The organism is Gordonia sp. GONU, from assembly GCF_024733855.1.
Classification (GTDB): domain Bacteria; phylum Actinomycetota; class Actinomycetes; order Mycobacteriales; family Mycobacteriaceae; genus Gordonia; species Gordonia amicalis.
Map to the genome: position 1 here is coordinate 343,804 of NZ_JANRHB010000002.1, position 22,383 is coordinate 366,186.

The 22,383-nt window shown below is 68.2% G+C and carries 20 protein-coding genes; 7 read left to right on the forward strand and 13 right to left on the reverse strand.

Annotated elements, in window-relative coordinates; genetic code table 11:
• Positions 1 to 31: 31 nt before the first annotated feature.
• From catC to NWF34_RS03525, 4 genes are all read right to left on the reverse strand, one after another.
• Entirely contained in the window at positions 32 to 313 is a 282-nt protein-coding gene (gene catC / locus NWF34_RS03510) for a muconolactone Delta-isomerase (protein ID WP_096274684.1), read from the reverse strand.
• A complete protein-coding gene (gene catA, locus NWF34_RS03515; protein WP_096274685.1) occupies positions 313 to 1,179 on the reverse strand; it encodes a catechol 1,2-dioxygenase in 867 nt (288 codons plus the stop codon). The genes catC and catA overlap by 1 nt, the downstream gene beginning before the upstream one ends.
• Positions 1,180 to 1,241: 62 nt before the next feature.
• Complete coding sequence (locus tag NWF34_RS03520) at positions 1,242 to 2,345, reverse strand: mandelate racemase/muconate lactonizing enzyme family protein (RefSeq protein ID WP_096274686.1); 1,104 nt, start codon at positions 2,343 to 2,345, stop codon at positions 1,242 to 1,244.
• A complete protein-coding gene (locus tag NWF34_RS03525) occupies positions 2,342 to 3,274 on the reverse strand; it encodes a LysR family transcriptional regulator (RefSeq protein ID WP_096274687.1) in 933 nt (310 codons plus the stop codon). The genes NWF34_RS03520 and NWF34_RS03525 overlap by 4 nt, the downstream gene beginning before the upstream one ends.
• A 226-nt stretch (positions 3,275 to 3,500) precedes the next feature.
• Between NWF34_RS03525 and benA the strand changes: the two genes are divergently transcribed.
• The 4 genes from benA (at position 3,501) to NWF34_RS03545 (ending at position 11,123) form a co-directional block, all read left to right on the forward strand.
• The gene (gene benA, locus NWF34_RS03530) at positions 3,501 to 4,892 is read left to right on the forward strand and encodes a benzoate 1,2-dioxygenase large subunit (RefSeq protein ID WP_096274688.1); all 1,392 of its coding nucleotides are present in this window, start codon (positions 3,501 to 3,503) and stop codon (positions 4,890 to 4,892) included.
• Between the two features lie 31 nt (positions 4,893 to 4,923).
• Complete coding sequence (benB, locus tag NWF34_RS03535; RefSeq protein ID WP_096274689.1) at positions 4,924 to 5,481, forward strand: benzoate 1,2-dioxygenase small subunit; 558 nt, start codon at positions 4,924 to 4,926, stop codon at positions 5,479 to 5,481.
• Positions 5,482 to 5,525: 44 nt separating this feature from the next.
• Positions 5,526 to 8,345, forward strand: coding sequence for a benzoate 1,2-dioxygenase electron transfer component BenC (benC, locus tag NWF34_RS03540; RefSeq protein ID WP_096274690.1), 2,820 nt, complete (start codon positions 5,526 to 5,528; stop codon positions 8,343 to 8,345).
• Positions 8,346 to 8,417: 72 nt separating this feature from the next.
• Positions 8,418 to 11,123 carry a LuxR family transcriptional regulator gene (locus tag NWF34_RS03545; protein WP_258324235.1) on the forward strand — a complete coding sequence of 902 codons (2,706 nt, stop codon included), beginning with the start codon at positions 8,418 to 8,420 and terminating at the stop codon, positions 11,121 to 11,123.
• A gap of 12 nt (positions 11,124 to 11,135) precedes the next feature.
• On the opposite strand, the gene NWF34_RS03550 is transcribed toward NWF34_RS03545, so the two are convergent.
• The 4 genes from NWF34_RS03550 to NWF34_RS03565 are packed head-to-tail and all read right to left on the reverse strand — an operon-like array spanning position 11,136 to position 14,626.
• The gene (locus NWF34_RS03550) at positions 11,136 to 11,789 is read right to left on the reverse strand and encodes a 3-oxoacid CoA-transferase subunit B (RefSeq protein WP_096274692.1); all 654 of its coding nucleotides are present in this window, start codon (positions 11,787 to 11,789) and stop codon (positions 11,136 to 11,138) included.
• A gap of 16 nt (positions 11,790 to 11,805) precedes the next feature.
• Positions 11,806 to 12,612: a CoA transferase subunit A gene (locus NWF34_RS03555; protein ID WP_096274693.1), complete on the reverse strand. Its 807-nt coding sequence runs from the start codon at positions 12,610 to 12,612 to the stop codon at positions 11,806 to 11,808.
• Positions 12,609 to 13,394 (reverse strand): 3-oxoadipate enol-lactonase, encoded by a 786-nt coding sequence (gene pcaD / locus NWF34_RS03560; RefSeq protein ID WP_096274694.1) that lies wholly within the window; start codon positions 13,392 to 13,394, stop codon positions 12,609 to 12,611. Before pcaD ends, NWF34_RS03555 begins: the two co-directional genes overlap by 4 nt.
• Positions 13,391 to 14,626, reverse strand: coding sequence for an acetyl-CoA C-acetyltransferase (locus NWF34_RS03565; RefSeq protein WP_096274695.1), 1,236 nt, complete (start codon positions 14,624 to 14,626; stop codon positions 13,391 to 13,393). The genes pcaD and NWF34_RS03565 overlap by 4 nt, the downstream gene beginning before the upstream one ends.
• A 91-nt stretch (positions 14,627 to 14,717) precedes the next feature.
• Between NWF34_RS03565 and NWF34_RS03570 the strand changes: the two genes are divergently transcribed.
• On the forward strand, positions 14,718 to 15,608 hold the full coding sequence (locus NWF34_RS03570; protein ID WP_096274696.1) for a LysR substrate-binding domain-containing protein: 891 nt from the start codon (positions 14,718 to 14,720) through the stop codon (positions 15,606 to 15,608).
• 407 nt (positions 15,609 to 16,015) lie between these two features.
• Here the strand turns inward: NWF34_RS03570 and NWF34_RS03575 are convergent, their stop codons facing one another.
• Together NWF34_RS03575 and NWF34_RS03580 are read right to left on the reverse strand one after the other, a co-directional pair.
• The gene (locus tag NWF34_RS03575) at positions 16,016 to 16,792 is read right to left on the reverse strand and encodes an enoyl-CoA hydratase (RefSeq protein ID WP_006438037.1); all 777 of its coding nucleotides are present in this window, start codon (positions 16,790 to 16,792) and stop codon (positions 16,016 to 16,018) included.
• 43 nt (positions 16,793 to 16,835) lie between these two features.
• Positions 16,836 to 17,909 (reverse strand): enoyl-CoA hydratase/isomerase family protein, encoded by a 1,074-nt coding sequence (locus NWF34_RS03580; RefSeq protein WP_024499688.1) that lies wholly within the window; start codon positions 17,907 to 17,909, stop codon positions 16,836 to 16,838.
• Positions 17,910 to 18,015: 106 nt separating this feature from the next.
• Between NWF34_RS03580 and NWF34_RS03585 the strand changes: the two genes are divergently transcribed.
• On the forward strand, positions 18,016 to 18,897 hold the full coding sequence (locus NWF34_RS03585; RefSeq protein WP_024499687.1) for a siderophore-interacting protein: 882 nt from the start codon (positions 18,016 to 18,018) through the stop codon (positions 18,895 to 18,897).
• 31 nt (positions 18,898 to 18,928) lie between these two features.
• Here NWF34_RS03585 and NWF34_RS03590 read toward each other — a convergent pair whose 3' ends face one another.
• Positions 18,929 to 19,480, reverse strand: a complete 552-nt coding sequence (locus NWF34_RS03590) for a MarR family winged helix-turn-helix transcriptional regulator (protein ID WP_024499686.1) — start codon at positions 19,478 to 19,480, stop codon at positions 18,929 to 18,931.
• Positions 19,481 to 19,551: 71 nt separating this feature from the next.
• On the opposite strand from NWF34_RS03590, the gene NWF34_RS03595 reads away from it, so the two are divergent.
• On the forward strand, positions 19,552 to 20,973 hold the full coding sequence (locus NWF34_RS03595) for an FUSC family protein (protein WP_024499685.1): 1,422 nt from the start codon (positions 19,552 to 19,554) through the stop codon (positions 20,971 to 20,973).
• Between the two features lie 22 nt (positions 20,974 to 20,995).
• Here NWF34_RS03595 and NWF34_RS03600 read toward each other — a convergent pair whose 3' ends face one another.
• Complete coding sequence (locus tag NWF34_RS03600) at positions 20,996 to 21,868, reverse strand: SDR family oxidoreductase (RefSeq protein WP_024499684.1); 873 nt, start codon at positions 21,866 to 21,868, stop codon at positions 20,996 to 20,998.
• Positions 21,865 to 22,368 (reverse strand): MarR family winged helix-turn-helix transcriptional regulator, encoded by a 504-nt coding sequence (locus NWF34_RS03605; protein WP_024499683.1) that lies wholly within the window; start codon positions 22,366 to 22,368, stop codon positions 21,865 to 21,867. The genes NWF34_RS03600 and NWF34_RS03605 overlap by 4 nt, the downstream gene beginning before the upstream one ends.
• Positions 22,369 to 22,383: the final 15 nt, after the last annotated feature.

A 22,383-nucleotide genomic window follows, 5' to 3' on the forward strand; every position in this document is an offset into this window, starting at 1 on the left:
ACGACGGTCTCCGGGGCGGCGTGCGGTGTTGTCAGGCGTTGACGTCCGACGGATGCGTCGCGAGCGGGGTCACCTTGATGTCCATGTACGGGAACAGTGGCAGACCCGACAGCAGCGTGTGCAGCTCATCGTTCGAGTCGACGTCGAAGATCGAGTAGTTGGAGTATTCGCCGACGATCCGCCAGATGTGCGGCCATTTGCCGGATCGCTGGAGATCCTGCGAGTACGCCTTCTCCCGGGCGACGGTCTCGGCCCGGACGTCCGGGTCGAGATCGTCGGGGATGTTGACGTCCATCCGAACGTGGAACAGCATCACTTCTCCGGATCGAGCACGAAGTCGTAGGCCACCGTGAAGCCGCCCTTGCCGTCTTCCTTCGGGTCGAGCACGAGCTCGGGCTTGACCGCGCTGGCGACGTCGTCGTCGTTGTGCGGGTCACCAGGGAAGTAGAGTTGCGCGGTCAGCTGCTCGTGACCGGGCGCCGACACCTTGAGGTGCAGGTGCGCGGGACGCCACGGGTGCCAGCCGGCGGCGGCGATCATCTTCCCGCATGAACCGTCCGTCGGAATCATGTACGGCGCCGGGCGGATCGTGGTGATCTCGAAGCGACCCTCGTCGTCGGTGGTGAAGGTGGCGCGCAGGTTCCACTCCGGGATACCGGGCGCGAACTGCGAGTAGAAGCCGTCGTCGTCGGCGTGCCACAGCTCGACCTTGGCACCGGCGAGCGGGGTGCCGTCGCACGAACGGACCTGACCGTTCCACAGCAGCGGATCGCCCTTCTCGTCCTCGCGCATGGGCACCGCACCCTTGGAGCCCTGGTCCGGCGCATTCGGCACGTAGTACGGGCCCTCGATGCTGCCCTTGTTGCCCTCGCGGTGCTCGGTGGCCACATCTTCGACGACGTGCTCGACCCAGACGTCGAGGAACAGCGGCCACTCACCGTCTTCACCGACGTTGATGAGCCACGCCTTGAGGGCGTTGTACTCGTCGTAGGTGACCTTGTGCTTGCGGATCGTCGCGTGCACGCCCGCGAGGACCTCGTTGATCAGCGTGGCCACGCGCTCCGGCGGGGTGTCCTTGACGGCCTCGAAGGGCGACTTGTCGGCGTGGAATCGTTCGGTTGCGGAGGCTCCGGAGGCTGCTGCGGTCGCGACCTCGTTCGGGTGCTCGGTGGTGGTCATGATTTTCTCCTTGTACTCACTGCTCGTGGGGCTGCCACGAAACGCTTTGCGGGAAAGCCTTTTCAGTTGTCGGTGCGGTAGCGGTCGAGTTTGGCCGGATCGATCTCGAAGCCGATGCCGGGTGCGGTCGACCGATGCAGATGGCCGTCGCGGATCTGGAGCGGTTCGGCGAGCAGGTCGTCGCTCATGTCGAGGAAGTTCGACAGTTCGCCCGCGTACCGCGACGTCAGCTCGAAGGCACTGCCGAAGGCGAGCGCGCAGGCGGTGCCGACCTGGCCGTCGATCTGGTTGCCCATGACCACCGGGACGCCGAGTCCCTCGGCGAGGTGATGTGTCCGGCGTGAGGTGGTGAAGCCGGTTCGGGCGGTCTTGATACTGATCGCGGTGGCCGAACGGCCGAGGATCTCCCGGGTCACGTCGGCGGGAGTGGGCACCGACTCGTCGGCGATGAACGGTACGTCGAGCTGCTCGACGAGCCATCGGCGACCGAGCACATCCGCTGCGTCGCAGAGCTCTTCGGCGAACAGCAGATCGAGATCGGCCATCTCCTTCATGGCCCGCGCCGACTCGGCGGCGGTCCAGCCGCGGTTGCCGTCGACATACAGTTCGATCTCGTCGCCGAACCGCTCCCGCAAGGCACGCACGACCGCCGTGTCGAGGGTCACCGGATGGCGGCCGACCTTCACCTTGAAGGTCCGGATGCCGTACGTGTCGACCATCTTCTCGGCCTCGGCGACCATCGCCGCCGGTTCGGCGAAACCGAGCATGTGGCTGACCCGCATACGGTCGGTGAAGCCGCCGAGCATGTCGCCGACGGGAAGTCCCTGGATCTTTCCCAAGGCATCCCAGATCGCCATGTCCACTGCGGATTTGGCGGCCGGGTTGCCGATCGTCTTGGCCAGGCGCGCCGCCACGACCTCACGTTCGAGCAAGGTGAGACCGACGACCGCCGGCGCGAAGATCGTGTTGATCACGGCGATGATGCCGTCCTGCGTCTCACCGTAGGTGAACGGGCGTGGTGGGGCCTCGGCCACCCCGATGGCTCCGGCGTCGGTGTGCACGCGCACGAGCACGTGATTGGCGACCTGCACCTCACCCGACGCGAACTTCAGCGGCTTCACGTAGGGAATCGCGAATGGAATCGCTTCCACCCGAGTGATCTTCATGGTTCATCTCCGTATCGAGCGCTCGCGTGAGCGCCGGCTTGGGTTGGTTCGACGGCGAAGGCGGCGGCGATGACGTCGGCCACCGCGGCCGTGACGGGGTCGTCGTTGCCGGCGCGCCAGGCCAGTGCGACCTCGACGGTGTCGGCGTCGACCAGGTCCCGGACGACGAGTCCGTCGAGCGGCAGCGAGCGCACGGACGCCGGCAGCACCGAGACACCCAGACCGGCCGCGACGAGCGCGAGGAGTACCGCGGTTCCCGGCGCCGAATGGGCGCGATGGGGCACGAAACCGGCTGCGCGGCAGGTCCTCATCGCCGCGTCGTTGACGGCGGAGTCGCGGCTGTCGTACATCACGAAGGGTTCGTTGCGCAGGTCGGTGACCGAGACGACCGGCTCGACCGCCAGGCGGTGGTCGATCGACACGGCGAGCACCATCGGCTCGACGTCGATGACCCGTGTCTCGATGTCCTCGCCGACCGCCGGCGGTCGCAGGACGCCGAGGTCGAGTGCGCCGGCACGTAACGCGTCGCACTGGCTCGGGGTGAGCATGTCCGACTGGATGTGCAGGTCGACGTCTGGCAGCTCACGCTTGACCACCCGCGCGATCCGTGGCAGATGCGAGAACGCGGCGATACCGGTCAGTCCCACCCGAACCAGACCGCTCCGCCCGGCAGCGATCCGACGCACGCCGTCGACCGCATCGTCCACGCCCGCGAGGATTCGCTCTGCCTGACCCTTCAGGTAGGCCCCGGCCGGGGTCAGCGCCACCTGGCGGGTGGTCCTGGTGAAGAGCGTGACGTCGAGTTCGTTCTCGAGCTGACGGATGGCGTAGGAGAGGGCCGGCTGCGCGACGTGCAGCGACGCAGCGGCCTGACCGAAGTGACAGGTGTCGGCCACGGCGGCGAAGTAGCGCAAGTGCCGTAGCTCCATGACCTGGCCTTATCTCGATCTCGGTGGATGTCGGCCCCGGTGCTGTGACCGGGAACACGTCTCCACGGTAGGGCTTCGCATAGATACAGACAATGACCCATTTTCCGTCTATTAATGCCTTCTCTTTATCACTCTGGGCCTAGGTCAGGACTGGTCATTACCCCAGTGTGATCGGCACCACGTGGTGCCACAGTGCACATACAGCCCACATCTGGAGGAACACGATATGACCGCGTCCGTAACGGAACACCTGCACCACGTGAACTCGGTTCTCGGCGACGCGGTCGTCGACGACCGCGAGGCCGGCATCTACCGGGCCAACCGGCGGATCTTCACCGACGAGGACATCTTCGAACTGGAGATGAAGCACATCTTCGAGGGCAACTGGATCTACCTCGCCCACGAGAGCCAGGTGGCGAACCCCGGTGACTACTTCACCACCTACATCGGACGTCAGCCGGTCGTGATCACCCGAGACAAGAGCGGTGAGCTGCACTGCCTGATCAACGCCTGCGCCCACCGCGGCGCGATGATCTGCCGCCGCAAGACCGACAACCGGATGACGCTCACGTGCCCGTTCCACGGGTGGACGTTCCGCAACGACGGCACCCTGCTCAAGGTCAAGGATCCCGAGGGCGCCGGATACCCGGACACCTTCGACGTCGACGGTTCCCACAACCTGACCAAAGTCGCACGTTTCGACTCCTACCGCGGATTCCTGTTCGGCAGCCTCAACGACGACGTGGCCTCGCTCGACGATCACCTCGGCGACACGCGCCTGGTCATCGACATGCTCGTCGACCAGTCCCCCGACGGCCTCGAGGTCCTTCGCGGTGCGTCGACCTACACCTACGACGGCAACTGGAAGGTCCAGGCCGAGAACGGTGCCGACGGCTACCACGTCACCGCGACGCACTGGAACTATGCCGCAACCACTTCCCGCCGCGGCACCGGCGAGTCCAAGAACGACACCAAGGCGCTCGACGCCGGCGGCTGGGGCAAGTCCGGGGGCGGCTACTGGTCCTACCCCAACGGCCACCTGTGCCTCTGGACCTGGGCGGCCAATCCGCAGGACCGCCCGCTGTGGGACAAGATGGACGACCTGAAGAAGACCCACGGCGACGCCAAGGGCGAGTTCATGGTGAAGGGTTCGCGCAACCTCTGCCTGTACCCGAATGTCTATCTCATGGACCAGTTCTCGACGCAGATCCGCCACTTCCGGCCGATCGCCCCGGACAAGACCGAGGTGACCATCTACTGCATCGCCCCCAAGGGTGAGAGCGATGCCGCACGCGCGCACCGCATCCGCCAGTACGAGGACTTCTTCAACGCATCCGGGATGGCGACGCCGGACGACCTCGAGGAGTTCCGCAGCTGCCAGCTCACCTTCCGGGCCCAGGCCGCACCGTGGAACGACATGAGTCGCGGTGCGCAGCACTGGCTGACGGGTCCCGACGAGGTCGCCGAATCACTCGGCATGACCGGCGTCATCTCGGCCGGCGTGAAGAACGAGGACGAGGGTCTCTACCCCGTCCAGCACGGCTACTGGCTCGAGACCATGCGCGCCGCAGTCGCCGCCGAAGAGGCAGCAGCCGCCCGGACCAACGGCCGACGGTGAACCGGCCACAAGCGATTACGGGGAACACACGATGACCACCTCAGAGACCACATCCGGCGCCACCGGCACACCCGCGAGCAGCCGGGCGGACGGCGGAAAACTGATCACCCAGAACATGATCGAACAGTTCCTCTATCGCGAGGCGCGCTACCTCGACGACCGCGAGTTCGAGAAATGGCTCGGCTGCTATGCCGACGACGTCGTCTACTGGATGCCGTCGTGGGACGACGCCGACCGGCTCACCGAGGACCCGCAACGAGAGATCTCGCTGATCTACTACGCCAACAAGGGCGGCCTGGAGGACCGGGTCTTCCGGATCCGGACCGAACGCTCGTCGGCGACGTCGCTACCCGAACCGCGGACCAGTCACAACATCTCCAACGTCGAGGTCATCGAACGGCGCGGCGACCTCGTGGACGTCCGGTTCAACTGGCACACGATGTATTTCCGGTACAACACCGTCGATCCGTACTACGGGACCTCGTTCTACACGATCGACTTCTCCGGGGGACAGCCGCTCATCCGGCGCAAGACGATCGTGCTGAAGAACGACTACATCCACCACGTGGTCGACGTGTATCACTTCTGACCCGAGCCCACTTCTGACCCGACCCCACTTCGAGGAACCTCTCCATGACTGTCACCACCGACGCGGACACCGGCACTGCCACCGGCACCGCCACCAGCCACCAGGTGGCGCTGTCCTTCGAGGACGGGGTCACGCGCTTCATCACCTGCCGCGAGGACCAGACCGTCGCCGACGCGTCGTACCGGCAGCGCATCAACATCCCTCTCGACTGCCGCGATGGTGCATGCGGAACGTGTAAGGCGTTCTGCGAGTCCGGAGATTACGACGGTGGCATCTACATCGAGGACGCGCTGTCCGACGCCGAGTCGTCGGAGGGTTATGCACTCCCCTGCTGCATGAAGCCGAAATCCGACCTCGTGCTGCAGATCGCGTCCACGTCGGATGTGGCGAAGACCCAGGCGGCGAGGTTCACCGGGACGGTCGTCGGGCTCGACCGGCTCTCCGAGTCGACGATGCGCCTGGAGATCCGCATCGAGAACCGCGGCGAGCTGGCGTTCCTGCCGGGCCAGTATGTGAACATCGAGATCCCCGGCAGCGATCGTGGCGACGGTGAACCGGTCAGCCGCTCGTACTCGTTCGCCAACGGCCCTCACGAGGACCGCCTGATCTTCCTGATCAAGCTCACCCCCGGCGGCGCGATGTCGACCTATCTCACCGACCGTGCGACACGCGGTGAAGAGATCTCCTTCACCGGTCCGCACGGGTCGTTCTTCCTGCGGGAGGCCACCCGTCCGGTACTGCTGCTCGCCGGTGGCACCGGGCTGGCGCCGATCCTGTCGATGTTGCGGAAGATGCACGCCGACAAGAGCCTTCGCAAGGTCCACCTGATCTACGGCGTGTCCAGCGATACCGACCTGGTCGCCACCGACGAGATCGAGTACTTCGCCGACAAGCTGCCGGGCTTCACCTGGGACCATTGCGTCTCCGATCCGGCCAGCACCGCGGCGAACAAGGGCTATGTGATGAGCCTGATCCGGCCCGAACACCTCTACGACGGCGACGTCGCCATCTACCTCTGCGGCCCGCCGCCCATGGTCGAGGCCGTGCGCAAGCACGTGGCAGAGGTCGGGATCGAACCCACCGGCTTCTACTACGAGAAGTTCGCGCTCGCCGCGAAGCCGGCGACTGACCGTGATCGCACGGCGAAGCCGGCGGTCGAGCCCGAACCGGAGGCGGGCAGCGTCACCGAAACCGAGGCGATCAGCGACGAGGCCGCCGCTCCTGCTGCCCCGACCCCGGTCGGTCGAGACGGTGACGACCCCATCCTCGAGGTCGCCGACGCCCGCGCCATCGCCGGCCGGATCGCCTTCCCGCCGACCGGTCTGGACACCTGGTCCGGCTCGAGACCCGCACCGCGCGAAGATGACTCGCTGGCCCGCATCGGTGGGCAACGGATGTGGGACGGACAGACCGGCGATGCCGGACTCGACGTCGACGCGGGTGCCCTGCGTCCCGCCGGGACCGCACGGTCGATCGCCGGGCAGGAACTGTTCGCGCCCGGCGACACCTCACAACTCCACGAGAGCGCGCCCAGCACACCCGAACCCGACTCCGTCGAGGCACCGCCCCTGCCCACCGTCGTCGGCTCACAGGGTTATCAGATCGGCGAGGAACACCCCGAGATCCACGAGTCCGACGCACTTTTCGAGGCACGCGCCGCGCTCGAGCTCGGCGCTCTGGAGCTCACCTTCGGCCGGATGACCCATCAGCAGCTCACCGGCTATCGGCTGCTCGCCGAGGCCACGGTCCCCTACGTGGACGGCGACCGCTTCGTCGACGCCGCGCAGTACACCGAGACAAACGCGGCCTTCCATGACTATCTGTTCAGCCAGACCGGCAACGACCATCTCCTCGAGGCCTACAAGGCCCTCGGCGTGAAGGGCCGCATGACCGAGGTGCTGCGCAACGCGACATGGTGCCACCCGCTGTGCGCGCAGGACCACCTCGACATCGTCTCGGCCTTCGAGTCCGGCGACCACGACGCCGCCCGCGCGCTCATCTCGGCTCACGCCGACCGGTCCAAGCAGACGATGCGCCGGGCGATGGCCGACGAGATGGCCTCGCGCCGGCCGCGTTTCGTCACCCCGGGCCGCTTCGCGAACAAGGTCGTCGTGATCACCGGTGCCGCACAGGGGATCGGCGAGCAGACGGCTCGACGGATCAGTGCGGAAGGCGGTCGGGTCGTCCTCGCCGATCGTTCGGAACTGGTGGAGGAGGTCGTCCGCGACCTCGAGACCGCCGGTCCCGGTGCGGTGGCGGCGATCGCCGACCTCGAGACCTACGACGGCGCCGAATCGGTGATCCGGCGCGCGATCGGCACCTACGGCCGGGTGGACGTGCTCATCAACAACGTCGGCGGGGCGATCAACTTCAAACCGTTCATCGAGTTCACCCACGAACAGATCCGGGCCGAGATCGACCGCTCACTGATGACGGCGCTCTACTCGTGCCGCGCGGTGCTTCCGTCGATGGTCGAACGCGGCGGCGGGGTCATCGTCAACGTCTCCTCCGCGGCGACTCGTGGCATCCACCGCATCCCGTACTCGGCGGCCAAGGGCGCCGTCAACGCGATGACCGCCTCGCTGGCCATGGAGTACGCCGAGGACGGCATCCGCGTGGTCGCGACCGCCCCGGGTGGGACGGAGGCCCCGCCGCGTCGGATCTCCCGCGGTACCCCCGAACCCCGCAACGAGGTGGAGGCCGGGTGGTTCCGGGCCCACATCGATCAGACGTTGTCGTCGTCGCTGCTGAACCGGTACGGGACGCTCGACGAACAGGCCGCGGCGATCTGCTTCCTCGCCTCGGAGGAGGCGGCCTACATCACGGGCAGCGTCCTGCCGGTCGCCGGCGGCGACCAGGGCTGACCACCCACGCCGGGAAGACGAGGGCGAGTCGGTACGACCCGGGGTCTGTGACCTGGGTCCTAGTATGGAGCGATGATGGTCACTGCCGTGTGCGTCGGGCGGGACCGTGAGGTCGATGCGCTGTGGTCGCGGCTGCGGCACGTGACGGGCGCGGAGTTCCTCGCCGTCTCCGGTGACCCCGGGAGCGGGAAGTCGACCCTGCTCGCCCATCTGGTCGCGCGACATCGCGCCGAGTCGCACGGTACCGACGACACCGGGGCGACCCTGTGGGCGCGCGTGTCACCGTGGCAGGCGTCGACGCCGGGTGCCCTGGTCCGGCAACTGCTGCAGGATCACTCACCCGATGGCACAACCGATGTCGAAACTCTGGTCGGCGGCCTGCTCGCCGCACTCGGCCCGTCCGCGGACACCCCGTCGCTCATCGCCATCGACGACGCCGATCTCGCGGACGAGGTGTCGCTACAGGCATTGCTCACGCTCACCCGCGACCATCGCGCCTGCCGGGTCCTCGTCGTCGCCACGACATCCCGGCCCGGGGCGCGTCTGGTGGGTCAACCCCTCGACGAGTTGCGGCTCGAGAGCATCGACCCACAGGGCACCGCCGAGATCGCGGGCCGGCGGGGCATCGTGCTGCACCCCGCGATGCGGGAGGAGCTGACCCGCCACACCGCGGGCAAGCCGCGCGACATCGTCGCTCTCCTCGACGAGGTGCCCGCCGGGACGTGGTCGCGCAGCGGCGCCCAGCTACCGGCCCCCCGATACGTCGTCGCGCAGGTCCGCGACCGGTTGCCCGACATCGGCGTACCCGCGCGCTCGCTCATCGAGGCGCTCGCCATCCTCGACGACGCCGAACCGCTCTCCACCGCAGTGGAACTCGCCGGGATCACCGACCCGCTCGACGCCATCGACGAGGCGCGACGCACCGGACTCGTCACCTGTGACGGGGCGCTGACACCGGCCGAGGCACGACCTCGGATCGTCACGCCCCTCGTCCGTGCGGCAGTGCTCGAGGTCCTCGGGATGGGAGCGGTCGGCGAGGCCCATCGTCGTGCCGCGCAGATCGTCGCCGACCCCGCCCGACGACTCCACCATCGAGTTGCCGCGACGCCGACCGCCGATGCCGCACTCGCCGACGACCTCGCCGAACTCGCGCGCGCCCGCGGCGCCGACGGGGCCTGGGCCGAGGCGGCCGGCCTCTACCGCCAGTCCGGTCGGCTGACCCCCGACCCGCTCGAACGCGACACGCGGGTGACACTCGCGGTGGATTCGCTTCTGGCCGCAGGCGATTGCACAGGCGCCGGTGCACTGGTCCCGACCGTCGAGAGCCTGCGGGAGACACCGCTGCGCAACGCAACCCTCGCCTACCTGGCGATCCTGCGCGGGCGTTCCGCGGAGGCACAGCTCCGCCTCGACCGTGCCTGGGGAATCGTCAACGTCGAACGAGAACCCGACGTCGCGGCCCTCATCGCGCAACGCCACGTGCTGCACAATCTGGTGCGCTGCCAGGGATCCGAGCTCGTCGCCTGGGCAGATCGTGCGATGGAGATGGCCGGGAGCCAATCGGCGGCACGGGTCGAGGCGGCCGTCATCCGTGGTCTCGGCCTGGCGTGGTCGGGTCAGCCGGAGGCCGCACGCGCCGAGTACGAGTCGGTCTCGGCGACCATCCGCTACGGCGCGCAGGCACAGCGAGCCGTCATGGGTCGCGGCTGGTTACAGCTCGGGCTCGACGAGATCGACGCCGCGCGTACGAATCTCGAGGCCGCGGTCTCGATGGCGCAGCTGGGCGGTTCGACGCGGATCTCGTTGTGGGCGCTGGCCTGGCTGGCGCGCGTGCAGTTCCTCACCGGGGACTGGGACGATGCGATGCGCAGCGTCGAGGCCGGCCGGGCGCTCGCCCGTAGCAGCGGAATCGCACTCACCACACCGCTGCTGAACTGGACTGCGACGCAGATTCATTCGCTTCGCGGCGACTGGGAGGAGGCGCACCGCAGCATCGCCGCATCGGCCACGTCGATCGGTGACTACGAGATCATGCGGATACCGGACTTACTGGCGCGTGCGCAACTCGCCGAGGCCGCAGCCGATTACGGCAAGGTGCGTCGAATTCTCACACCGCTGGTGACGATGGCCGAATCCGTCCCCGCCCTCTCCGAACCCGGACTGTGGCCGTGGGTCGACGTCCTGGCCAACGCCCAGGTTCTCGAGGGTCAGTTCGACGATGCCGACCGGTTGCTGCGCACCTACGAATCCCGTTCCGCCGAACGCGGCCACCGGTCGTCGGTCGCCCGGATGAAGTACGCGCGGGGCCGCCATCTCGGTGCCACCGGAGACATCCACGGGGCCAAGAGGACGTTCGAGGAAGGACTCGAACTCCTCGACGGACTGGGGTTGCGTTACGACCAGGCACGGGTGAACTTCGCCTACGGACAGACACTCCGACGCGCGGGTAAACGCCGCGCCGCCGATGCCGTCATCGGTACCGCGCGGGACCTTTACCTCTCGCTCGGAGCGGCCAGTTACGTCGACCGTTGCGACCGTGAACTCAAGGCAGGCGGACTGGCCGGGACGCGAACCGAGAACCGGGGCTCGTCGAGAGACGCCGGCGAACTCACCCCGCAGGAGGAGGCCGTCACCGCACTGGTGGCGCGCGGGCTGTCCAACCGCGAGGTGGCGGCGGAGCTGTTCATCTCGCCGAAGACCGTGCAGTACCACCTGACCCGGATCTACGCGAAACTCGGACTGCGGTCGCGGTCGGAGCTGGCGGCCTCGCGCCGTTGAGAGGCCGCCGTCTCAGACCGCGGCGTGCACCGCGGTGCGATCGGTGACCGGCGCACCGGTCTTGGCCTCGACGATCGAGAGATCGACACCGGGAGCAAACTCCACGACCTCGAAACCTGTTCCCGCGACATCGAATACACCGAGATCGGTGATCACCCGGCTCACCACGCCACGACCGGTGAGAGGTAACGAGCACGCCTCGAGGAGCTTGGGCTCACCCTTCTTGGTGACGTGCTCCATCAGGACGATGACCTTGCCCGCGCCGTTGACGAGGTCCATGGCACCGCCGATCCCCTTGACGAGTGCGCCGGGAACCATCCAGTTCGCGAGGTCGCCGTTCATCGCAACCTGCATGCCGCCGAGGACGGCGACGTCCACGTGCCCGCCGCGGATCATCGCGAAGCTGGTCGCCGAGTCGAAGTACGACGCCCCCGGCAACACCGACACGGTCTGCTTGCCCGCGTTGATCAGATCGGGATCGACCTCGTCGTCGTACGGGAAAGGCCCGACGCCGAGGATGCCGTTCTCGGCGTGCAGGTAGATCCCCGAGTCGTCCGGCATCTGGTCGGGGATCATCGTCGGCAGACCGATCCCCAGGTTGACGTAGTCACCGCGGGTCAGTTCCCGGGCCGCGCGGGCGGCCATCTCGGTACGGGTCCAAGTCATCTGAAATTCTCCTGGCTCAGTGCGCCGCGACGGGACGCTCGCGGACGGTGCGCTTCTCGATGCCCTTGCGAGCGGCCTGTTCGGGGGTCAGCTCGACGATCCGCTTCACGAAGATCCCCGGCAGGTGGATCTCGTCGGGACCGAGCTCGCCGACCTCGACGACCCGTTCCGCCTCGACGATCGTGATCCGGCCCGACATCGCCGCGGGCGGGTTGAAGTTGCGTGCGGCCGCGTGGAATCGGCAGTTGCCGGCGGTGTCGACGACCGCCGCGCGGATCAGGGCGTAGTCGGTGACGATGGCCTCCTCGAGGACCATATCCACCCCGTTGAAGGTGCGGACCTCCTTGGGCGGGGACGCTTCGGCCACCGAACCGTCGGGGTTGTACCGCCACGGCAGACCACCCTCTTCGACGAGGGTGCCCACCCCGGTCGGGGTGAAGAACGCACCGATTCCGCTGCCGCCGGCGCGCATACGCTCGGCCAGAGTGCCCTGCGGGGTGAGTTCCACGGTGACCTCGCCCGCGAGGAACTGGCGGCCGAATTCCTTGTTCTCGCCGATGTAGGAGGCGATCACCTTGTCGATCCGCCGGGCCTCGAGCAGCAGACCGAGGCCGGCGCCGTCGACACCGCAGTTGTTGGAGACGATCGTCAGGTTCTTCGCACCCTGCTCGAGGAGGGCGTCGATCAGGAACCCGGGGATGCCGGCCAGGCCGAAACCGCCGACTGCGAGGCTCGCGCCATCGGGGATGTCGGCGACCGCATCCGCCGGCGACGCGGCCAGTTTGCTCACCGCACCGGTGGCGGCGGTCTTGTCGATGGTCATGGCTGCTCCAGGTGTTCGATCAGTGCGGGGTTGATGATGTCGGGCCGCTGAGCGTTGGCCAGGTGCGCCGAGGCCGGCACCACGAGCAGACGGCCCTGCTGCACGTTGTCGGCGATCTCCTCGAGTTTCGCCGGTGGGGTGGCCGGGTCGTCGGCGCCGGCGATGGCAAGAGTCGGCGCGACGATGGACGGCAGGTCACCCCGCAGATCCATGGCCGCGATCACCTCGCAGCACGCGGCGTATCCCTCGGCGGGGGTCGAGGCCACCATGTCCTCGTGATACTTCCTCGACGCCTCGTATGTGCTCCGGTACTCGTCGGTGAACCAGCGCTGCACGACGGCTTCGGCAACTGCCCCGGTGCCTTGTGCCCGGACCGTCGCGGCCCGGTCGATCCAGGCCTGGGCCGGGGGGAGTTGCGCGCCGGTGCAGAGGACGGCGAGACGCCGTACCCGTTCGGGATTGCGTGCGGCGACCCGCATCATGGTCATTCCGCCGAGCGAGAGGCCGACGAGATGTGCCTGCGTTATCTCGAGTCGATCGAGGAGGGCGATCACGTCGTCGGCCAGATCGTCGATCGTGTACGGCCCCTGGGGAACCGGGGATTCGCCGTGCCCGCGGGTGTCGTACCGGACGACGCGGAAACGTTCCTCGAGTGCGGCGAGCTGCGCGTCCCACATCCGGTACGTCGAACCCAGCGAATTCGAGAGGATCACCGCGGGGCCGTTCTCGCGACCGGTGACGACGGCGTGCACCTCGACCGCCCCGGTCTCGCGCCCGCTCATCGGGTCGCCTCGAAGATCGCGGCGAGTCCCTGGCCGCCGCCGATGCACATGGTCTCGAGGACGTAGCGCGCCTCCCGGCGTCGGGCCTCGTACGCAGCCGTGGCGAGAATGCGGCCGCCAGTCGCGCCGATCGGATGACCCAGGGAGATGCCGGAACCGTTGGGGTTCACGCGTTCATCGCTCGCGTCGATCTTCCACTCGTCCAGGCAGGCGAGGACCTGCGCGGCAAAGGCCTCGTTGAGTTCGATCAGGTCGATCTCGTCGAGGGTGAGCCCGGCGCGGCCGAGTGCGGCGGCCGTGGCGCCGACCGGGCCGAGACCCATGGTCTCCGGCGCGCACCCGGTGACCGCCCAGGAGCGCAGTGCGAGAAGGGGTTCCAGTCCACGGCGACGCGCCTGGGAGCGGGTGGTCACCACGCACATGGCCGCGCCGTCGTTCTGGCCGGAGGCATTGCCGGCGGTGACCGTGGACTCCGCGTCGACCTTGAGCCGGATGGGACGCAGCTTCCCGAGCGAGTCCGCGGTGGCATCGGCGCGCGGATGCTCGTCGCGGTCGACGACGGTGTCAGGCTTTCCGCGGCGTCCGGGAATCGTGACCGCGACGAGTTCGTCGGCGAAGCGGCCTTCCTCATGGGCGGCGACGGCACGGTGGTGCGACCGTGCGGCGTATTCGTCCTGGTCGGCACGGGAGATTCCGTACTTCGCGCGCAGGTTCTCGGCGGTCTCGATCATCCCGCCGGGGACGGGGTGGGATTCCCCACCGGCGGTGAGACGACCGCGGTCGAGCCGGTCCATCAACTCGACGCCGCCCTGCTTGATCCCCGAGCGGAGTCCGAGTGCGTAGTGTTCGACCGTCGACATCGATTCGGCGCCGCCGGCGACCACGAGTCGCGCTCCGCCGGTCGCCACCGAGGACGCGGCGGTGAGGACGGCCTGCAGACCCGATCCGCACCGGCGGTCGACCTGCATGCCCGGGACGCCGACACCGAGCCCGGCGTCGAGAGCGGCGATCCGGCCGATCGCCGGCGACTCCCCGCTCGCGTAACCCTGCCCGAGGATCACGTCGTCGATGTCTCCCTCACCCAGCCCGGTGCGCGCGGTCAGTTCCCGCAGCAGATCGGTCGCCAATCGGGTCACCGGCACGGTGGACAGCGCCCCGCCCATGCGGCCGACGGGCGTACGCAGCGGCGAACAGATCACGATGTCGGAGTCCGAGGTGCCAGAGGATGCCATGCCACAAGGGTAGTGAGCTGCAGCGATATGGAGAAGTATCCATTTGCTGGCTTTTGATATGTCACACATATCAATCGGTAGAGTGGGGTGCATGGAACTGCGCCACCTGCGGTACTTCCGCGCGGTCGCCGAGGAACTGCACTTCGGCCGTGCGGCCCAACGGCTCCACATCGCCCAGCCGCCGCTGTCCCAGCAGATCCGGCAACTCGAGGACGAACTCGGGGTCCCCCTGCTGGTCCGGTCGACGCGGCGCGTCGAGCTGACCGCCGCGGGTGAGGACTATCTGCGTCAGGTCGAGGCGATCCTCGACTCCGTGGACGCCGCGGCCCGTCGTGCACAGCGCATCGCCGACGGCCGGCAGGGCAACCTGGCGATCGGCTGCGTGGGGTCGGCGACCTACTCACTGCTGCCCCGTTTCGTGCGCGCGCTGCGCGACGAGTTGCCCGACGTGGACGTGAGCGTCCGCGGCGAGATGCTGGCACCCGAACAGATCGGCGCGCTGGCGTCGGGCGACATCGATCTGGCGTTGCTGCGCATGCCCGTGGAGACACGCGGTCTCATCGTCGAATCGATCCGGAAGGACCGGCTGATCGTCGCACTCCCCGCCGATCATCCGCTCGCCGATACCCCCGAGGAGCAGTTCGTGGAACTCGCCGCACTTCGCAGCGAGGACTTCATCTCCCATGTGGGCGGCGGAAGATCGGTCCTCAGCGCGGTTCTCGCCGCTGCAGCGGAGCGCGCCGGCTTCGTGCCGCGAATCCGTCACGAGGTCGAGGAGACGTCGACGCTGGTGACGCTGGTCGCGGCCGGGCTCGGAGTGGCCATCGTGCCCGAGCCGACCTCCGCACTCGGGGTGGCCGGCGTCGTCTACCGGCCGTTGGCCGCACCGATCGCCCACGTCGACCTGGTGGCGGCATATGCGGCCGCGCGGCGCACCCCGCTGGTCGACCGGGCCGTGGCGGTCCTGCGCAGCCTCTCCTGAACGCCGCACCTAGCCGCTGCCGAGCGAGCCAGCGCAGCGCAACCCCCACTCCCTGAGGAGCGAGCTTGCGAGCGTCCGCCCCGTGCTCCCTGAGGAGCGAGCTTGCGAGCGTCCGCCCCGTGCTCCCTGAGGAGCGAGCTTGCGAGCGTCCGCCCCGTGCTCCCTGAGGAGCGAGCTTGCGAGCGTCCGCCCCGCGCTCCCTGAGGAGCGAGCTTGCGAGCGTCCGCCCCGTGCTCCCTGAGGAGCGAGCTTGCGAGCGCAACCCCCGCTCCCTGAGGAGCGAGCTTGCGAGCGTCTCGAAGGGCCTGGCGAGAATCTCTCACCATGCCCTTCGAGGCTCGTCGCTATCGCTCCTCGCACCTCAGGGAGCGAGAGATCGGTTGCGACGCAGCGATGTTCGCGAACTATCAGCGGTGCGTGAAGTTCGGGTCCCGCTTCTCGACGAAGGCGGCCATGCCCTCGGTCTGATCGTCCGTGGCGAAGGTCGAGTAGAACAGGACCCGCTCTGCGTGGACACCCTCGGCCAGGCTCGACTCGAAGGCGCGGTTGACCGCGTCCTTGGCGAGCGCGGAGGCGATGAGCGACTTGGAGGCGATGACCTCGGCCACCTCGATCGCGGTGGCCAGGGCGTCCTCCTTGGGCACGACACGCGAGACCAGGCCCGCACGCTCGGCCTCGTCGACCTTCATCTGACGACCGGTCAGGACCATGTCCATCGCCTTGGCCTTGCCGACGGCGCGGGTCAGGCGCTGCGAGCCGCCGATGCCGGGGATGACACCGAGGTTGATCTCCGGCTGACCGAAGACGGCGTTGTCGCCGGCGATGATGGTGTCGCACAGCATCGCGAGCTCACAGCCGCCGCCGAGCGCGTAGCCGGTGACCGCGGCGATGATCGGGGTGCGCGCACGCGCCAGCTCGTCCCAGGCGCCGAAGAACTGCTCGTTGACGACGTCGGCGTAGGTCTTGGAGGACATCTCCTTGATGTCGGCGCCGGCAGCGAAGGCCTTCTCCGAGCCGGTGATCACGATGGCACCGATGCCCTGGTCGACGTCGAGTTCCTTCACGACGCCGACGACTTCGTTCATGAGCTCGGAGTTGAGGGCGTTGAGCGCCTTCGGGCGGTTGAGGGTGATGATGCCGACGCGGCCGCGGCGTTCGACGAGGATGGTCTGGTATTCGGTCACGTGATTCCTTCTTCCGGTTGTGGTGGTCGGTCAGGCAGTGACGTCAGGCAGGGAACGTCAGGTCGTGCGGCAGCGGCGCGAAGAACGCGTCGACGCCCGCCTCCGAGAATTCTGCCCAACTCGGGTTGCGGTCCTTGTCGATGACCTGTGCGCGGATGCCCTCGGCCATGTCGGGATGCAGGAGGCACCGGAGGGATACGCGGTATTCGCGCACCAATGTGTCCTCCAGGGTCGCGTCGGCCGCGGCCTCGCGCAGCGAGCGCAGCGTGACCGCGAGTGCGGTGGGGCTCTTGGCCGCGATGGTGTCGGCAGTCTTGGCCGCCGCCTCGGTGCCGACTGCGCGGCAACGGTCGATGATCTCCGAGATCGTTTCGGCAGCAAAGGCTTCGGCGATCCAGTCACGCTGCGCGGCGAGCTCCGACGCGGGAGCGTCGGTGGCGTACTGCTCGATCGCCGCGTCGACCCCGGAGGTCCCGATGGCCTCGATGAACGCGGGCAGCGAGTCCGAGGGGACGAAGTGGTCGGCGAGACCCATGGCCAGCGCGTCGGCGCCGCGGAGGTGAGCCGCGGTGAGGCCGGCGTAGAGGCCGAGCCCGTCGGGAACACGCGAGAGCAGGTGTGTGCCACCGACATCGGGGACGAATCCGATGCCGACCTCGGGCATGGCGAGGCGGGTGCGGTCGGTCACGATGCGGATGTTGCCGTGTGCGGAGACGCCGACGCCGCCGCCCATGACGATGCCGTCCATGATCGCGACGTAGCTCTTCGGGTAGCGGGAGATCGCGGCGTTGAGCCGGTACTCGTCGAACCAGAACTTCGCCGACGGCGAGTTCTCCGCGTCGACATCGGTCGAGTCCGGGTTCCCGCTGAGAGCGGAGGCGTCGCGATGGATCGCGACGATGTCGCCACCCGCACACAGGCCGCGCTCGCCGGCACCGTAGAGAACGACGGCCTCGACGGCGTCGTCACCGGACCAGGCGTCGAGGCGTTCCGCGATCTCGGTGACCATCTCGTGGTCGATCGCGTTGATCGACTTCGGACGGTTGAGGATCAGCGACCGCGCCGACCCGTTCTCCTCCGTCAGGACAGACGGGACCAGCACTGATTGTTCCGACACGACCGAAACTCCTCTCCACACCGACAGGCCTCCACAGATGGTTGCATATCCTAGTAACAGAGGCCAGACCCCGGGTGCCCCTCCATTACGAGGTTAGGGTGGCCTCATGGGCTACTCGAGAGCACGCGTCCGCGGGGTCGACGACCTGACGCCCAACCTGCGCCGCCTGACGTTCGACGTCGATGACCTGACCGGCCTGGGACTGCCCGGCGTCGCCGACGAGGCGGTGGGCATCTACTTCCCCTTCGAGTCGCACCGCTCGACCCCGGACATGGAGTGCCGGGACGGGACCTGGGCCTACTACGACACCGACCCCGCGCCGGCCGGGCGCAACTACTCGATCCGCGCAGCCGACCCCACGGCCGGCACCGTCGTCGTCGATTTCGTCATCCACGCCGCGGGACCGGCGACCACGTGGGCCCAGCGGGCCGAGCCGGGTCATGAGGTGGTTCTGACGCACGCGCGTAGTTGGTTCACGCCACCGGCCGGTACGAGCCGACTCGTCCTGGCCGCCGACCTCGCCGGACTCCCCGCCCTCGCCCGGATTCTCGAGGAACTCTCGTCGACCGTCGGCGTGACGGTGGTGGTCGAGGTGCCGGCGCCGACCGACCTCGCCTACCTACCCGAGCGGGAGGTCGAGACGATCACGCTGGTCGGCGGCAATGGACGGACGCCGAGCCGGCTCGCGCAGACGGTCGCCGAACTCGACCTTCCGGCACCAACTGACACCTCCGCGTACTGCTGGTTCGCCGGCGAGGCCGCCGAGTCACGTTCCGTCCGTAAGCATCTGCGCAGCGAGCTGCGATGGGGCCGTGATTCCTACGACGTGATCGGCTACTGGCGAGCGGACAGCGAACGCTGGACCCGACGCTATACCGAGCGCAGCACCGAACTGTTCGCGGTGTACCGGCAGGCGCTCGCCGACGGCAAGACCGAGAAAGAGGCGTCCGAGGAGTTCGACGAGGCGCTCGAGCGCGTCGGCCTGTAACCGACGATCCGGACCGCGCAACCGGCACTGCTCAGGTCCGGTCTGCCCGAGTTCGGGGACCGCGCTCCACGTTGCGGGTGATCCGCCGCAACAGCTCGATGAGGGTTTCGATCTCCTCGTCGTCGAGGCCGTCGAGCATCTGCCGTTCCGACTCGAGACGACGCGGGAACTGCTCTTCCACCAGCTCCCGTCCTTCGGGGGTGAGTGACAGCAGGACCACCCGCCCGTCACGTTCGAGCCGCTCGCGTTCGACCAAACCCATCTTGACCAGGCGCTCCACGTTCTTCGTCGTCGACGCCCCGGAGATCCCGGTGACCGAGGTGACCTCGCTGGCGCGCAACGGGTGATCGGCGCGCGCGATCGCACTCAGGACGTCGTATTCGACGCGGGTGACCCCACGCGGGTCGAGTTCGCGCTCGAAACGCGCCAGCGCGAGGGCACTGATCCGCGTGATGCGACCGATGACGTCGATGGGCCTGCCGTCGACCTCGGGATACCGGGCCTCCCACTCCGTGCGGGCCCGGTCGACGGCGTCCGGGAGGACTTGGTCACCGGGTCCGGATGCAGCGGAAGGAGTTGGCACGTGACACATCGTACTCGATCATTTCCAACTGTTTTATAGATATTTTACTTGAGAACTATTATGGTGGTCGAATGCCATCCACCTTCAGCGGCACCACCCGCCGCAGTCGCCTGCAGCACTCGAGGAGGGCGCTCGCCCATTCGGTGTCGCCGTCCGCATGGCGCAGCACGCTCGAGATCCGGCGGGCGGACCCGACGATCGCGATCGGCTTCCGCGTCGGCCTCGCCGGTGCCATCGCGCTCGTCGTCGGAGGACTCATCGGCCATACCGAGGTCGCGGGCTTCGCCGCTCTGGGGACCCTGTCGTCGGCCTATCTCCGTTACGAGCCGTATCCGCGCATGGCGGGCAGGCTGGCCGGGGTGGCGTCGCTGATAGTCGCCTACACCGCTCTGGGTGCCCTCCTGGGCGTGCTGGGCGTGTCGATCTGGGCGCAGATCCTGCTCGTCTCCGGGGGCGCCGGACTCGCCTTCTGGTTGTGCGCGGCGTTCCGCATCACCGGACCGGGCCCGGCCATCATGATCTTCGCCGCCGCCGGCGCCGCCGGATTCGCCCACACCGCAGCCGACGCCGTGACGGCCACGGTCGCGGCGGCATTCGGCGGGCTCGTGGGCTGGCTCGTGGCCATGGCGCCCGCACTGTCCCATCCGCACGGCCCGTCGCGGGTGGCCGTCGCCCGGGCACTCGCCGCCGTGTCGGGGATCGAGCACTACGGTCCGGGCTCGGTGGCCGCGGCTCGAGCGTCGATCGGGCAGGCACGCGAGGTGATCGCCCGGACCCCGGCACGACGCGTCGACGCCCATGTCGCCGAATTGATCTCATTCCTCGACGCCGCGGAGTCGGTGCTCGACAGCGGTTCTCACGACTCCCTGACCGCTCGGCGCGAGGACTTCTCCCACCTCGAAGCGGAACTGCGCAAGGTGCGGCCGAACCTCACTCCCCCGCGCGAGCGCACCGACGTGACCATGCCCGGAACCGCGCCGAAGAACACTCTGCGCGAATCACTCCGGGGATTGTCCGACCGGGAGATCGGAGTGAACGTCGCCCGGGTGACCACCGCGTCCCTGCTGGCCGGTGGGCTCGCCACCGCGGCCGGTCTCACCCACCCGCTTTGGGCGTCGATCGGTGCGCTCGCCGCGCTGCAGGGAGTCAACTATCGACACACGGTTCAGCGAGCCATCCAGCGCCTCGTCGGCAATGTCGGTGGCGCGGTACTCGCGGCGATCATCATCGCCGCCGGACTCGGATACTGGCCGCTCGTCGTGGTGATCGTCGTATGCCAGGGTGCCGCCGAGATGGTCGTGACCCGCAATTACGCCCTCGCCTCGGTTCCCATCACGGCAATGGCGTTGCTGGTCACCAGCATCGGCAACCCGGTGGGTGCCGACATCGGCGCGACCCGGGTGTTCGACACCCTCCTGGGCGTGATGATCGGTGTCGTGGTCGCGGCCGTCACGATCCGCCTCGACGACCGGCACCACCTCGACACCACGTGATGCTCCCCGGACAACTGCGGGTCTAGTACCGTGCGACCTGCCCGTCCTTGGGTGCGCGGTACATCTTCCACACCAGCTTCGGAATCCCGCGTACCGGCAGCGGCTTCGGCCAGTCCCGCGTGCGCATCAGAGCCTCGGTCCCGCCGTCGACGGTGATGACGGCGCCGGCCATGAAGTCGGCGGCCGGCGACAGCATGATCATCACCCACGCGGCGAGCTGCTCCGGGGTTCCGTACTCGCGCACCGGAACCGGGAACGACTTCACGCTCTTGGCCTGCGGGCTGTCGAGCTGGGATCGCAGCAGGGGCGTCATCACCGGGCCGGGCGCGATCACGTTGATCCGGATGCCCTCCCCGGCCCACTCCGGCTTGGTGCCCTGCCAGCGTGACCACTGGGTGACCGCGATCTTCGATGCCGCGTACGCGACCGGCGCGGTGACGCCGCGACGTCGCAGGATCTGCCGGGTCGCCCCGGCGGTGTCGCCGTTGATGAGCCGCCGGATGGCACCGCGCGGCACCAGCGGTGTCACGGTCGTCGAATTGGAGCCGAAGACAACCACTTTCGCCTTGTCCGCAGCAGCGAGGGCCGGGCGCCAGGCAGTCAGCAGATCGGTGACGCCGAGGACGTTGACCTCGGTGATCATCCGCTCGCGCCCCTTGCTCGGCCCCATCCCGGCGGCGAGGACCGCCCCGTCGAGCGTGCCGCCGGCCTTGGCGAGGACCTCCTCGGCGGCCTTCTGCCGACCGTGCGCGGTCGACAGGTCGGCGACGACGTCGGCATCGCGCAGATCGACGCCGATCACCGTGTGCCCTTCCGCGCGTAGGGATTCGGCCACAGCCGCGCCCATCCCCGACGCCGACCCGGTCACCGCGTACGTGCCGCCTCCAGTGGTCATACCATCCCTCTCTTGAATCTCTGATCGCTCTTGCTGTCACGCTGGCCGGCGCCGTGCCGGTCCTGCGTCCGTTCATAGGCGTCGTTGAACGCCCGCAACTCGTGGAGCAACGCCTCCGGGCTGCCCGGTGCGAGATCGGCAAAGACCTGCTCGAGTCGCTCGGCACGAAGCAATCCGTCCCGCCGGAAGGCCTCGCGTCCCGCATCGGTGGGACGGATCAGCTTGGAGAGCGAGTCCTCGACCTCGAAACGCTCGAGGTAACCGTGTTTGATCGCGGCATTGACCTGCCGATTGACGGTCGACTGCTCGAGTTCGAGTTCTTCGGTCAGCTGGCGAAGCGTGCGCGGCCGACCGTCGGACAGAACCCACAGGATGGCGAAGGCGGACTTCTCCAGCCCGACCGACGGCGGGAGCAGCCCCTTGCGCCGGGACATACGCAGCAACTCGGCCACCAGGTCTCGGTGTACCGGCGATTGCCACGGCTCGTGGTCCTCGGACATTGCCCCTCCATCGCA